Source organism: Streptomyces sp. HUAS MG91 (assembly GCF_040529335.1).
Taxonomy (GTDB): domain Bacteria; phylum Actinomycetota; class Actinomycetes; order Streptomycetales; family Streptomycetaceae; genus Streptomyces; species Streptomyces tabacisoli.
The window spans coordinates 6,786,350-6,799,831 of sequence record NZ_CP159534.1 but is presented as its reverse complement, the minus strand read 5'-3'; the positions used below and the strand labels follow the sequence as shown (position 1 = coordinate 6,799,831).

The 13,482-nt window shown below is 67.1% G+C and carries 9 protein-coding genes; 3 read left to right on the top strand and 6 right to left on the bottom strand.

Going from position 1 to position 13,482, the window contains the following annotated elements; all coding sequences use genetic code 11:
* The first annotated feature begins 108 nt into the window (after positions 1–108).
* Entirely contained in the window at positions 109–753 is a 645-nt protein-coding gene (locus tag ABII15_RS30820; protein WP_353945543.1) for a LysE family translocator, read from the top strand.
* An 18-nt stretch (positions 754–771) separates the two neighbouring features.
* Here ABII15_RS30820 and ABII15_RS30815 read toward each other — a convergent pair whose 3' ends face one another.
* Positions 772–1,890: a winged helix DNA-binding domain-containing protein gene (locus tag ABII15_RS30815; protein WP_353945542.1), complete on the bottom strand. Its 1,119-nt coding sequence runs from the start codon at positions 1,888–1,890 to the stop codon at positions 772–774.
* Positions 1,891–2,006: 116 nt separating this feature from the next.
* On the opposite strand from ABII15_RS30815, the gene ABII15_RS30810 reads away from it, so the two are divergent.
* The gene (locus ABII15_RS30810) at positions 2,007–3,137 is read left to right on the top strand and encodes a magnesium and cobalt transport protein CorA (RefSeq protein ID WP_353945541.1); all 1,131 of its coding nucleotides are present in this window, start codon (positions 2,007–2,009) and stop codon (positions 3,135–3,137) included.
* Positions 3,138–3,448: 311 nt separating this feature from the next.
* The gene (locus ABII15_RS30805; protein WP_353945540.1) at positions 3,449–3,769 is read left to right on the top strand and encodes a hypothetical protein; all 321 of its coding nucleotides are present in this window, start codon (positions 3,449–3,451) and stop codon (positions 3,767–3,769) included.
* Between the two features lie 38 nt (positions 3,770–3,807).
* Here ABII15_RS30805 and ABII15_RS30800 read toward each other — a convergent pair whose 3' ends face one another.
* The 5 genes from ABII15_RS30800 to ABII15_RS30780 all read right to left on the bottom strand — a co-directional run bounded on the left by ABII15_RS30800 (position 3,808) and on the right by ABII15_RS30780 (position 13,320).
* Positions 3,808–4,017, bottom strand: coding sequence for an integrase (locus tag ABII15_RS30800; RefSeq protein ID WP_353945539.1), 210 nt, complete (start codon positions 4,015–4,017; stop codon positions 3,808–3,810).
* A 321-nt stretch (positions 4,018–4,338) separates the two neighbouring features.
* Positions 4,339–5,055, bottom strand: coding sequence for a hypothetical protein (locus ABII15_RS30795; RefSeq protein ID WP_353945538.1), 717 nt, complete (start codon positions 5,053–5,055; stop codon positions 4,339–4,341).
* Positions 5,056–5,101: 46 nt separating this feature from the next.
* Positions 5,102–5,233: a hypothetical protein gene (locus ABII15_RS30790; protein ID WP_353945537.1), complete on the bottom strand. Its 132-nt coding sequence runs from the start codon at positions 5,231–5,233 to the stop codon at positions 5,102–5,104.
* The gene (locus ABII15_RS30785) at positions 5,230–5,688 is read right to left on the bottom strand and encodes a helix-turn-helix domain-containing protein (RefSeq protein WP_353945536.1); all 459 of its coding nucleotides are present in this window, start codon (positions 5,686–5,688) and stop codon (positions 5,230–5,232) included. Before ABII15_RS30785 ends, ABII15_RS30790 begins: the two co-directional genes overlap by 4 nt.
* Positions 5,689–6,927: 1,239 nt before the next feature.
* A complete protein-coding gene (locus ABII15_RS30780; protein ID WP_353945535.1) occupies positions 6,928–13,320 on the bottom strand; it encodes an RHS repeat-associated core domain-containing protein in 6,393 nt (2,130 codons plus the stop codon).
* Between the last annotated feature and the right edge of the window lie 162 nt (positions 13,321–13,482).

Below are 13,482 nucleotides of genomic sequence, written 5' to 3'. Positions count from 1 at the left end.
CTGGCAGGGCCGATTGTCAGTGCCGTGGTCTTCAATGGCGTACGAGCGGATGGTGGGATGGCGTCGACGGCGGCCCGGAGCCGTCGTGGCGGACGAGGGGGTGGGCGTGTGGTGTCGACGGACAGGTTTCTGGCCTTCGCGGCGATGTCGCTGCTGGTGATCGTGATCCCGGGACCGAGCGTGCTGTTCGTGATCGGACGGGCGCTCGCGCACGGCAGACGCACGGCGGTGGCGACGGCGCTGGGCAATCTCGTCGGGTCGTACCTGCTGGTGGTGGCGGTGGCTCTCGGCGTCGGTTCGCTGGTGGAGCGGTCGGCGGCGCTGTTCGTGGCCGTGAAGCTGGCGGGCGCGGCGTATCTGGTGTACCTGGGCGTCCAGGCGTTCCGGCACCGGCACGCCATGAAGGTGTCGGACCTGCGCGGCCCGACGGAGCCCGCGAAGGGCACCGGCCGCACGGTGGCCGACGGCATCCTGGTGGGCGTCACCAATCCGAAGGGGATCGTGTTCTTCGCGGCGGTGCTGCCGCAGTTCGTGAACCACGACGCGGGGCACGTCCCGCTCCAGATGCTGCTGCTCGGTCTGATACCGATCGGCATCGGCCTGGTCACGGACACGCTGTGGGGGCTGACGGCGTCGGCGGCGCGCGACTGGTTCGCGCGCTCGGACCGTCGGTTGTCGATGATCGGCGGGACGGGTGGCTTCGCGCTGATAGGTCTCGGGGTGACGGTGGCGGCGACGGGCCGCGCCGACTGAGGCCTCGGTGCCTCTGGTTCAGGTGCGGACGGTGCCGAAGTCGACGGTGACCGGGCCGGGCGCCTCCAGGACGGCGGCGGTGCGTTCGGCCTCGGCGACGAGTTCGTCGCGCTGGGCGCGGGTGAGGGGCCGGAAGGGTTCGAGGGTGAGCCGGCTGCCGGCGTCTTCGGTCCCGGCCCCCTTCGGCTCCTTCAAGGTCCACAGACCGGCGAGCATCCCGTCGACGAGGAAGGTCAAGTAGACGGTGTTGACCTGCCAGTTGCGGCCCCGGTCGGCCTCGGCGATCACGCGGGTGCGGTCGGCGTGGGACAGGAGGAGGTTGTCGAACTCGGCGAGCAGCCGCGGCGGTGCCGGGGTGTCCTCGTCGGGGCGCGGGGCATCGGGCAGGTCGAACAGCTCCACGCCGTGCTCGTCGCGGAAGGTGACGAGCCGGGGCCGCAGCTGCTCGAAGGCCTCCTTGGTGCGGGTGAGGCCGGCCCACTGCTGGAAGTCCTTCACCGAGGCGGGGCCGAAGGCGCCGAGGTAGCGCAGGATCGTGTCGTCGGGGGCGGGGGTGGGTGCGGTGGGCAGGTCGAGCCAGCGCTCGGCCGTGGTCAGGCGCACGCCGCCGCTGCGCCGCCACAGGCCGCGCGGGGTGACCTGGACGAGCGGAAGACCGGCGCGGGCCGCGATCATCAGGGCCTGCGGGTCGGCGTCCGGCCACTCGGCGAGGAGCAGGTGGCGGATCTCCTTCGGGGTGCGCGGCTCCTCCTCGACGTACGGACGGGTCAGGGCGGTGAGCCGGTCGAGGTCGACCCCGTCGAGGCCCTTGCGGAAGAGCCGCAGTTCGCGCTCGCGGGCGGGCTGCACCAGCGGGCGCAGCGTCATGGCGTCCTCGGCGGTGTGCAGGTGGATCGTGGAGCGCATGGTGACGATGCGGGCCACGCGCCGCGCGGCGAGGGCGTCGGAGAGGTCGGCGGGGGTGAAGCCGTCGAGGCGGGCGGCGAGCGCGAGGTAGGGCGGGCGGACCTCCTGCGCCTGGAGTCCGACGAGGTGGGCGACGGCCTCCTCGGCCTTCATCGGGCTGCGGCGGAGCAGGAGTTGCCGCTCCAGGGTGGCCCGGCCGAGGGCGCGGGTGGTGATCGGCTTCGTCGTCATGAGGGGACGGTAACGGCCGATGAGGTCATCTTCTGTCCGCGATGCCGCTGCCCGGGTGGGTGGGCTTCGCTGGTTAGGCTGCTCGGGACCCCTCGCAACAGCGGAAGGAGGCGGCGATGCCGCGACGGCAGGATGGACGCCGCTACACCTGGCGCCGGGGCCTGGACCCGCGCCCGCCGGCCGGATCGCCGGGCGCGGAGCCCGCCGGGCCGCAGGACCCGCAGCCCGACAGCGTGGTGCACGCGGCGCTGTACCGGGACGGGGTGCGGGTGGCGAGTCCCGCGTCGCTCACGGACACGTACCGGCAGTTGCGCGAGAAGCCGCGGACGACGGCGTGGATCGGCCTGGCCCGCCCCACGGAGGCGGAGCTCAAGTCCCTCGCGGCCGAGTTCGACCTGCACGAACTCGCCGTCGAGGACGCGCTGGAGGCGCATCAGCGGCCGAAGCTGGAGCGGTACGGCGAGACGCTCTTCGTCGTCCTGAGCGCGGCCCGTTATCTCGACGCGGCCGAGGAGGTCGACTTCGGCGAACTGCACGTGTTCGTCGGCGCGGACTTCGTGATCACCGTCCGGCACGGCGCGGCACCGGACCTGTCGGCGGTGCGCCGCCGCATGGAGGACTCCCCCGACCTCCTCAAACTCGGCCCCGAGGCGATCCTGTACGCGATCCTCGACGCGGTCGTCGACGGCTACGCCCCGGTCGTGGACGGCGTCCAGAACGACATCGACGAGATCGAGACCGAGGTCTTCTCCGGCGCCCCCGAGGTCTCCCGCCGCATCTACGAACTCTCCCGCGAAATGGTCGAGTTCCAGCGCGCCACCCGCCCCCTGGTCGGCATGCTGCACGGCCTGATGGCGGGCTTCGCCAAGTACGGCACGGACGAGGAACTCCAGAGCTACCTCCGCGACGTCGCGGACCACGTCACCCACACCAGCGAACGCGTCGACGGCTTCCGCGAGGCCCTCGCCGACATCCTGACGGTGAACGCGACCCTGGTGACCCAGCAGCAGAACGCGGAGATGCGGGCGCTGGCGGAGGCGGGCTTCGAACAGAACGAGGAGATCAAGAAAATCTCGTCCTGGGCAGCCATCCTCTTCGCCCCCACGCTGGTCGGCACGATCTACGGCATGAACTTCGAGAACATGCCGGAGCTGGGCTGGAGCTTCGGGTATCCGTTCGCGATCGGGCTGATGGGGGTCGTCTGCGTCAGCCTGTACTTGATCTTCAAGCGGCGGGACTGGCTGTAGCGGCGCCTCTGCGGAGCCCTCTGGGGAGAATCTGGGGAGAACGGGCGGCGCTGGGGAGCACGGCCCCGCACTCACCGCCAGCCCTTGCACGAGCATCGTGCAGCCGACTTCCGCCGACTTCCCTGCGCAGGCCATCACCCTGACTGGATGGCCACATGGAACCGCGCAGGCCGGGAAGATCAGTTGGAACCGAGAAGTGCCGCGAAGGCAGGGAAGGACTTCCCCTGCACCGCTCGTAAGACGTGCTACATCGAGATCCACGAGTCCGCCTGCTCGCGGTCTGGCCCGGCGAGTGGTCGAGTCACTTGTTCGTGATCGATGACCTGGACGAGTACGCGAAAGCCCACGGCATCAAGCACGACGTCGAGCGCACCGGCCTCAAGGAGCACGTACACGAAGTGCGATGGGAGCCGAACCCCTACGCGACGGACAGCCCTCGAAGCCCGTACATCGGCGTCAGCGTCACACTGGACTGCGGCTGCGAGATCAACGACCTGTGCGCCTTCGCCGCCCAGATGAAGGAACAGCGTGGGTGGAACGTGGCTTCGAGCGGCGGCTGGGGCAGCAGCGGCCGCCCCGAGGGAAAGCGGACGTACTCACTGCGTGTTCGCCGCAAGAGCCTTACGGACTGACCCCCATCGGGCCGCCAGGGTCCACCCATTTCTTACCCTCACGCCCGAGTTAGGTCGTCCGGAACGTACTCGGGAACCACACCGAGCAGTGCGTCGACCGCCGCGCGCCCCTTCCCGCCTGCCTCCGGCATGAAGTGCGCGTAGTGGTCGAGCGTGATGGTCGGACTGGAGTGGCCCAGCCATCGAGCCAACGTGACGACGGACTCGCCCGCTTCGAGAATGACCGAGGCGAAGGTGTGCCGGAGCACGTGGAACCCGTCCTTGCGTGACGCCTTCCACCGCTCCCCTTTCTCCCGCAGAGGGATGACCCCGGCCGCGGCGATGGCAGGCTTCCAGACCTCGACGTTGAAAATGTTCGCGCGGATCGCGTTGCCGTACGTCGTCGTCAGGACGAGCTAGAACCGCCGCTTCTCCCTCTCCGGTTCCGGCCCGCCCCACGGCAACTCGACCTCGACCGCCGTGTACTGAAGGAAGTACGCGGCCAGCTCGGCGGCGACCGACCCCGGCATGTCGACGATGCGCGTCTTCCCGCCCTTGGGCAGGGCGAAGTACAGCCGGCCGTTGAGCAGTTATACCTGTCGACGCACGCGAATGACTCCGCGCTGGAAGTCGATGTCCTCCGGAGAGAGGCCGAAGACCTCCCCTTGGCGCAGCCCGCAGCCGAGAGCGACCACGACCGCGATGCGGTAGCGCGCTTTGATCACGTCCCGCACGCGTTGCGCTGTCTCCAGCGGCCACGCTTCCCGCTGGTCCTCCGGCACCTTGGGCCAGCGCACCGACTTCGCGCGCATTGGGTTGCGTACGAGGCGCTTGTCGTCGATGGCCGTCTCGAAGATGTTCGAGAGGGTCGTGAGGATCTGCCGGGCATAGCGCGGCGCGCACTGGCTTTCGAGCGTGGCGATGTAGCTGCGCAGGACGGTCGCCGAGATGTCCCTCAGGCCCACCGTGCCGAGGTGCGGGAGGATGTGGAGGCGCACGCGCTCGTCGACACGTTTGACCGTGCCCGGAGCACCCCGCACGCCCTCCTTCCAGAAGCGGGTCACGTAGTCGGCCAGGGCGACGGAGCCGTCACGGGGGTCGACGAACTCGCCGCGCTCACTGTCGGTTCCGGCCCTGCGGAGCCACGCCTTGGCGTCCTCCAGCGTGTCGAACGACATGTTCCGGACGCCGGGGATTCCGGCCACGCGGTACCGCGAGCCCTTCCCGTAGCGGGTGGTGCGCTCCCGCTTGCCGCTGGTGGGGTCCTTCTTCTTGTTGATCCAGCGGTCTTCGATGTAGCCGGCCAAGTATTTCCTCAGGATCGGGAGTGGAGGTGCCGTCGGCTCTGGGACGTCAGGCTGTGGCCGAGAAGTCGACGCGGCTCTGCGGGACGGCGCTCACGGGGTCCAGGGCCAGGTTGGAGCGCGAGTCGGCCTGTTCCTGCTCGCGTATCCAGGCGTCGAGTGCGTCGAGCCGGTACGTCACCCGCCCACGGCACCCAGGCGGAAGCTCGGTGGCCCCTGCCGACGGTGCCGCCAGACGTAGAGCGTGCGGGGCGAGAGGCCGAGGTAGGCGGCAGCTTCCCGCACGCCAAGAAATGCGCGGTCGACGACGGGGGAATCCGGGAATGCGGACGCACGGCCAGCGGGAATCGAGGAGATTTCAGGCAAGAGAGGTCCTTCAATGGGAGACGGAATGAAGAGCGGCCCGATACGACGACTGAGACAGCGCGTCGCGAAAAATATCCCGGAGATCCCCGTTTTCCACTGGCCGGAGAACTTGCTGCGCAAGGAATCACGAAACCAACGGAGGCGGGGGCCTCGCTGGGTAAGTTCAATGATGCGGAGAATCACCGGTTTGAGTAACCGGCGATCGTCGGCTATTTTGCGCCCGCGCCGACCGTCTCCGAGGCTCGGGAGGGGCCGCCGAGGAGGGCGCATGGGGAGACGCCGAGGGCGGCGGCGATGGCAACGAGATCGTCGATGTCGCAGCGTCGGACCGTGCGTTCGATGCGGTGAAGGTCATGTGCCGGCCCTGCGCGGTGACGCGAGTGGCGAGCAGACGCTGGGAGTAGCCACATGCGGTGCGGGTGCGTTCGATGGCGCGGGCGGCGGCCTGTCCTGCGGGCTCTATTTCGAGAGAATGCGGGGGCATGGTTGTGTTGCAACTTCCGCCCAGCCCTTAACGGAAGCGCTATCTGTCTGCTGTGAGCGATGCACTGAGCGCTTTCCAACCTCATGCTGACGCATGGTGAAGGCCGTCCTCGCCCTTCACATGCGTCAGCATGAGGTTGGAAAGCGCTCAGCGTGTTAGCCGTTCTTAGGTGTACTTCTTACCCGTTGCCACCTGCGTGTAGAACCCCTTTCCGAAGGGGCGGCTATAATGACTGTAGTGGAATCCTAAGTAGGATTTCACCGACTGGATCGGAAAAGGTGCCGGCGTTGATTTTAGCGCATTGGCCTCTGAACATGGGGCGGCGTGCTGGCAGCGCAGGAGGGACGCCCTTCTACACAGCAAGTGAAGCGATGAACAGCGCAATCGAAAGGACGACGAGCCCTTCCACCAGAGAATCTCTGGGAATTCCTCGGAGTATGCGACCTTCCACACTTGAGGATGGCGAAGAATTCCTCTTGGCCGCCTTATTCAGGGACTTCCCGGCTGACTCTGCGGTCCGAAAGTACCTGTCCAGAAAGGATCCGGCATATCCCACTACGTAAATTTCGGATTCGTCGACAGGTACCCCTTTGAGGCGCAGCATCAGACCTCGACCACGCCCTGCTTCCGCTCGGTAGAGCTTCCCGTAGGGAACCTCGTACCAGGACGCAGGGTTGACCACGATGAGGGATTCTCCCTGCAAATGGATCCTGGACTGGGTGACGAATCGGCACGCGCAGGCAACCAGGCATATCAGAGCCCCGCCCCGCAAAGCATCCGGGTTCGACTCACGGAAACCACTCAGCGCGGCAAATAGCGCACCACCCACAAAGAGAGCGGGGAGGATCCAAGAAAATATCTTGAATGACTTCCTGTGCAGTACAGTTCCGCCGGTTATGCGCCGATATCTAGCCACGTCTCACAACTTTCAATAGATGCCGCCAAAGGCGGCAGGGGCTGACCTTGGCTCCCATGGCCAGCCCCCATTTCACGATGTCAAGATGTTGAGGCGGAGCGCGTTCCGCTCAACAGGATCCGACTTGGCTTCCGACACTGAACGCGCCGGCGCCACAGAACCCGAAGTTGAATCCGGCATTGACTCCGATGTTGCCCCGCGTCGCGGCCCAGTCAATCGGACCGTCCCGCCAGATCGCGCCGCTCGTGGTAGTCGCAGGTTTCACACGTACCGTCGTGCGTGCCACTGCGCCTCCCCACAGAGCTTCCTTCGCCGTAGCTCCTCCCCAGCGAGCATATTTGACGGCGGCGAACCCCCCAAGGGCGCCCCACGCCAAGCCCTTTGCGTAGGTCCCGGCGTCCCAGTTCCCGTTGATTGCACCTTCGCCTACGAATGTTGCCGTGGCCGCAACTGCTCCCACAACAACACAGGCACCAGCGGAGACCACGAGGCAAGCTCCGAAGCCGACGGCCGGCAGAACTCTGTTTTTCCAGCCGTCCCAGGTGCCGAATGTATTGTGAAGGCCGGACTTTAGCTTCCCCCAGAAGCCTTGCTCCTTTTGGTTCGCTTCCGAGCGTGCCTCGGCCTTCTTTCGCTCTGCCTTCACCCAGGCGATATATCTCTTGTACTCAGCCTCGCGCTGCTTCTGAAGCTTTTCGCCGGCGCTGAGCTGCGAGCTGGTGTATTTAGTGACGCCACGTCCCTTGACGTAGGTGTACTTCTTACCTGTGGTCACCTGTGTGTAGTAGTGCTTGGAGGGCGTGCCGCCCTGGGCTCGAGTGACCTGTTCGTAGTTCTTGCCGAATTCGACCTTGGTGACGTCGGCGGTGTTCTTTCCGTAAGAGCAGCTGTACTGGCCGGATCGGCATTCTACGAATGCTTCGCCGGTGGGATCGGAGTAGGTGGCGGGGTTGTTGTTTCCGTATTGGTAGGCGTTGTGCTGGGAGGGGTCGTCGGTGGTGAAGAGTGGGTCGACGGAGAGGAATCTGCCGGTTTCCGGGTTGTATTCGCGGGCTCCGAGGTGGGTGTAGCCGGTGGGGTCGCTGGTGCCACTGAGGAAGCCGCGGTCGCCGGGCCATGCGGTGGAGCCGGTGGTGGAGCGTTCGCCTCCGAAGGGGAGTTGCTTGCGGCGGGTGACGGCCTGGCCGGTGCCGAAGGCGACGGCGAGGAGCGCGGTGCCTTGCTGGTCGGCGAGGAGGAACTGGAATCCCGAGGCGTTGCGCATCGCGATGTTCTCGCCGTTGTGCGTGTAGTACCGGGTGGCCTGCTTTGTCCCGGCGCCGGTGACGGTCAGTTCGTTGCCGCCGGGCAGGTAGGCCGTGGTGGAGCCGTCGGCCTGTCTGGCCAGCATGCGGTTGCCGCCGGCGTCGTAGAGGTACTCGGTGCTCTTGCCGTTCTCGGTGACCTTCTGCAGATGTCCCTCCGGGTCCCAGGCAAGTTTCTGGTCCCGGTCGCCGCCGCTGCGGCCGGTGGTGTTGCCGGCTCCGTCGTCGTAGGCGAAGGTCTCGGTTCCGGCGTCTTTCCCGCCGGTGGTGGTGACGCTGCGCAGGGCGTGCGGGTTGGCCGCGGTGGGCTCTGCGGTGGCGTAGGTGCGGGTGACAGTGTCCACGCCGGTGGTGGTGGCGTGCTGGACGAGTTGGGTGCGGTTACCGGAGTCGTCGTACTTATAGCTGTGCCAGTACGAGTCCGGTCCGCCCACGGTGCTGCTGGTGGGTGCGCCGGCGCAGGTGTCGGCACGGTTCTTGGCGGTCCACGCCTCGGTCATGCGCTGCAGCGCGTCGGTGGCGAAGCACTGGGTGTCGTAGGTGGTGGCGGCGCCCTGGCCTGCGCTTTCGGTGATGCGGGTGACGTTGCCGGCGGGGTCGTAGCCATACTGGGTGTCATCGATGCGCAGGGCCACGTCGCCGTCGATGGTGTGCTGGGTGAGGCGGCCTGTGTGTTCGTCGAAGACGCGGGTGTCATAGACCTTGCGGCCCAGGACGCCGTACTCGGTGCGGCCGGCGCGGCCGAACACGTCGTAGTTGACGCTGTTGACCAGGGTGACCTGTCCGGCGGTGGTCTTGATGGGCAGGTTGCCCTCGCCGTAGACGGTGGTGACGCGTTCGGAAGGAAGGTTGCCGAGGGCGGGGTTGAGCGTCCATTCCTGGGCGCCGGTGTAGCTGTTGTATCCGAAGGTCCAGCTGTAGCTTCCGGCGAGGCCTCCCGCGTCGGCGGGCAGGGTGCTGGTGCTCTTGGTGACCTGGTAGCGGTCGTCGTAGGTGTCGATGCGGTTGGTGTAGGCCTGGCCGTCGATGTAGCGAGTGTCGGAGGCGAGTTGGCCCTTGGCGACCGTGTCGTAGGACCAGGCGGCGCGCACGGTGTCGCCCTGCTTGAGTTCGGTGGTGCGGCCGAGGTCGTCGTACTTGTTGGTCAGGGTGATGTTGCGGGCGTCGGTGCTGGTGAGGGGACGATCGTCGTCGTCGTAGGTGGTGGTGCTGGTGCCCTTGTCCGGGTCGACGGTCTTGGTCTGGCGGCCGCGGTGGTCGTAGGTCCAGTTCCAGACGGTGCCTTCGGGGCCGGTGATCTTGTCGAGGTTGCCGAGGGGGCTGTAGCTGTAGCTGGTGGTCAGGTACTTGGTGCGTGCGGCGTCGGTGTATTCGCGCTTTTCGCTGGTGCGGCCGAGGGCGTCGACGACGGTGGTGGTGGCGGTGCCACCCTGGGGCGGGATGACGGTGGTGCGGTCGCCTGAGTACTCGGTGGCGGTGCGGCGGGTCTCGTCGCCGAAGCGCAGGGCGAGTGAGGCGGTGGTGCGTCCGGCGCCGTCGAAGCGGTTCTCGGTCGCGGCCGGGACCTTGGTGTCGTCGCCGGTCACCAGAGTGGCCGAGGGGGCTCCGCCGGCGTAGTAGGAGCTGTAGCTCTTCCAGGTCAGGCCGCGGGTGTCGTAGAGGTTCTCTGTGACGAGCTTTCCGGTGCTGGCGCCGATGGCCGCGGACTGGGTCTCCCGCTCGCGCATCAGGCCGTCGTAGAAGGCGTACGCCGTGTCGTACGAGCCCTGGTAGTTGAGGGTCTTGACGGTGATGACGGTGGGCTTGGTGCGGGTGATGGCGTAGGTGTACTGGGCTGAGGGCTGGGTGGCGTGGTCGGCCTTGGGCCAGCCGGTGTCCCAGGCCTTGACGAGGTGGCCGAGTGCGTCGTACTCCAGGTCGGCGCGCTTGCCGTTGGCGTCGATGGTGGCCGTGGTCAGCCCGCGCAGCGGCTCGGTGATCTCCTTGCTGGTGTGCCCGAGGGCGTTGGTCGTCTGTGTCTCGGTCGGGGCGCGCCCGGTGGCCGGGGTGAAGGTGACGTCGGTGGTGGCGCCTTCGGCGTCGGTGGAGTGGGTCTGGCGGCCGTAGACGTCGTACTTGTTCGTGGCCGTGGTGAGGTAGCCGGTGCCCTTGCCGTCCTGCTCTTCTTCCTTGGTGACATCGCCCTTGGTCGGTGCGGTGGTCAGGGCGGTGGCGTTGTCGTAGTAGGTGCGGGAGGCCGAGATGAGGTCGTCCGGCAGGGACGGCGTGGCGCCGCAGGGCTTGGCGACGGTCTTGGTCTCGGCGATCAGGTTGAGCAGATTGGTGGTGGTGTTGCGGGTGTAGCTGGTGATCGTGCACTGTTCGTCACCGGACTTGGCGGTGTCTCCGGTCTCGGAGACGGAGTCGACCATGCCGTAGGAGTCGAACGTGCGCGTCGTCTTCGTCAGTCGCGGGGCGCTGACGCCGGAGACGGTGGTGCGAGTCTGGTCCTCCTTCACGCCCGTCTGCCAGGCGTTCACCTCGGGCAGCTTGTCGGCCGTGCGAGAGTGGATCGCCACTGCGGCGGAGTGCCAGGGGGTGTAGCTGGTGGCCTCTACGAGAGCGCCGCCGTCGCCGTTGTAGGTGGCTTCTTCCCGGCTCTGGCCGGCGAACGATTCGTGGTCGCTGACTTCGGTGCCGGTGGAGTCGGCGACCTTGGCTCCGTCGATGCCGCGGAAGTAGCGGGTTTCGCTGAGGGTCTGCTTGCCCTCGGCCGGGTCGCCGGTGAGGGTCTGGACCCGGCCGTAGCCGAGGCGGTTGCCCCAGGTGCGCTCGTCGGCCTTGGTGAACTCGTCGTCGTCCTTGCCCCAGGCCATGCCGCCGAGGTAGCGGTAGTCGGTGCGCTTGACCGGGGCTCCCGCGACGTCGTCGGACTCCAGCATCTTGGTCACCACGTAGGTGTGGAACCAGTCCTGGTAGGGCTTGTAGTCGGCGGCCGGTGCGTCCGGCGGTGACCAGATCACGGGGTAACAGCGCTTGGTGTTCGACGAGGGGGTCGGCAGTGACGTGGCGGTGCAGTCGCCGGAGGAGTAGGTCACGCCGAGCGTGGAGCCGGTCTCGTTCTTGATCGCGCTGATCCGGTAGCGGACGTACGGCGGGATCTCGTCGACGGCACCCTCGACGCGGTTGGGCAGTTGGACGCCGTAGGTGAGGACCTCGGGCAGGCTGGTGTCGGTGCCCCCCGCGTGCCCGGTGCGGGTGATGCCGGCCAGCCACAGAGAGGGATCGGTGCCGTCGCCGGTGGCGGGGTACTGGTGCCGCAGCGCCCAGGTGTCGACCTTCTGCAGTCCGCTGTCGTTGCGCCCGTAGGTGGACACGCTGGTCAGCATCTTGCGGGTGAAGTAGGACGGGGAGGAGTTTCCTTCGCAGGCGGAGGAGGATGTGCAGTACTTGTCGAAGGGGACGTCCGGCCAGTACTTGGCGTTTGTCTTGGTGAACTTGTCCGTCGCGCAGTCGAAGGAACTGGTGGGCAGACACCGCTCGGCCACGGTGAACTCGGCCTTCGCGGCCGGGTCGGCGTAGTAGTCGCTGCTGCGCAGGCCGTACTCGATGCGCTTGAGGTAGCCGCCGCGTGTGTAGGGCGTCATGGTGCCCTTGTAGCTGCTGTCGATGTTGCGCTGGTAGTAGTTGGACTCCTTGCCCCAGTAATAGACCATCGCATTGCCGTGCGGGTCGACGACCGCGTCGAGGTTCCAGCGCCAGGCCTGCTGACACCAGGAGTCGGCGAACGCCGACGCGTGGCAGGGCTCGCCGGACTGGTTTCCGTACACCGGGACCGTCCAGGCGGAGTTGGTCACGTCCTTCCCGGTGGCCCAGCCGGCCATCTTGTTGCGGCCGAAGTAGTACTGGGTGCCGTCGGACGTGGCGACGCGCCAGTACTCGCCATCGTTGTCACCGTTGGTGAGAGTGCTGTTGGTGAAGCGCTCGACGCGGGTGCCGTCGTCCTGCTTCTTCTTCCACACGCCGGTCTTGTCGTCCTTGACCAGCTCGCTGGACTCGCCGCCCAGGCTGAGGGTGGCGTTGTCGTTCTTCCAGCACAGGTCGCCGACCTTGGTCGAGGGGTTGTTGCCGCCGTCCTTGTCGTCCTCGCAGGAGACGTAGCGGCGCTCGATCGAACCGGGCGACAGGGACCAGCCGTCGGCAACCCAGTTGGCCTGGTTGTTGGTCGCGGCGGTGCGGCCGTCGATCGACTGCGAGGAGTAGGACAGGCCCAGGTCGGGGGCAAGGTCGCCCGGCACACTGGGAGTGGGCATGTCGTAGCTCCAGGCGAAACCGCCTGAGGAGCCGCCTGCCGACCAGTTGCCCGACGGGGAAACCGGTGTGGCGCCATAGTTGCCCGTGGGGCCTGATGCTGCGGCGGCCAGGGCCACCAGCCGCACGCCGCTGCCGGCGGCCAGTCCGGTGGCGGATGTCTTGCTTGGAGAAGGTGTGACCAGCGCCGCGGCGCCCTGATCGTCGGTCGCGTCTGACGAGGTGTCCGCGACCACGCTCACCGGCACGTCGGCGGTGAGCGTCTGCGCCTTGGGGTCGTTGTCGGTCTTCAGCGGTGTGCCCGGCTTGCACGAGCGGGCCGTGGGGGCGGTCAGTACACAGTCGTCCAGCACGGTGGCGGTCAGGCGCAAGGCCCAGTCACCGCCGTACATTCCGGCGAACGACGAGTAGTCGACCTTCAGTTGCACGGAGTCGTCGGCCTTCTTCGCCGCTGCTCCGCGCACAGCCAGCAGGACTCCGTTGACGCCGGCGTCGCGGGCGTCGTCATGGCTGAGGACCTGCACGTCCAGGTCCGTGGTCTGGCCGCGGTCGCGCCCGGCCGATGCGGTCGCTGCCACGGGCAGGTCGCCCGCCTGAGCGCGTGCCGTGGTGCGGCCCGGACCGGGAACCTTCAGCCTGGCCGCACCGGCCTTGGGCCACCGGGCCTTGCTGTCGGGCCGGAACTCCTTGCCGCGCGTCTGGTCGACCGGCTTGAGCTCCTTGGCCTTGACCGCACGCGTCGGGACCGGCTCCGTTTCCGTCAGCTTGCGCAGTTCCAGCTCCGCGGCCGCGGCGACGGGTCCGGCCAGTGCTCCGGTCAGCAGGAACCCGGCAAGCGAGACCGCCGTCCAGCGAAGCCGGGCGCGCCCTCGTGGCAGGCCGGGTCTTCTTCGGCTCGTTTCTCTCACGTGAAGTCCCCCCTCACTGTCTAGAAATCAAAAACAACAAATCAAATGTAGAGAGAATCTAGTTGAGTCAAGAGAGATTCAAGGAAACTTAATGATCTCGTTATGTCGATTTCCAACATTTCAATTATGTCCGACATTGCACCATTCGTACGCAAAATTATC

Excerpts from the sequence above, each read along its gene's own strand:
- ABII15_RS30815 (WP_353945542.1), bottom strand. The coding sequence starts at position 1,890 with ATGACGACGAAGCCGATCACCACCCGCGCCCTCGGCCGGGCCACCCTG.
- ABII15_RS30810 (WP_353945541.1), top strand. The coding sequence starts at position 2,007 with ATGCCGCGACGGCAGGATGGACGCCGCTACACCTGGCGCCGGGGCCTG.
- ABII15_RS30785 (WP_353945536.1), bottom strand. The coding sequence starts at position 5,688 with ATGCGCCCTCCTCGGCGGCCCCTCCCGAGCCTCGGAGACGGTCGGCGC.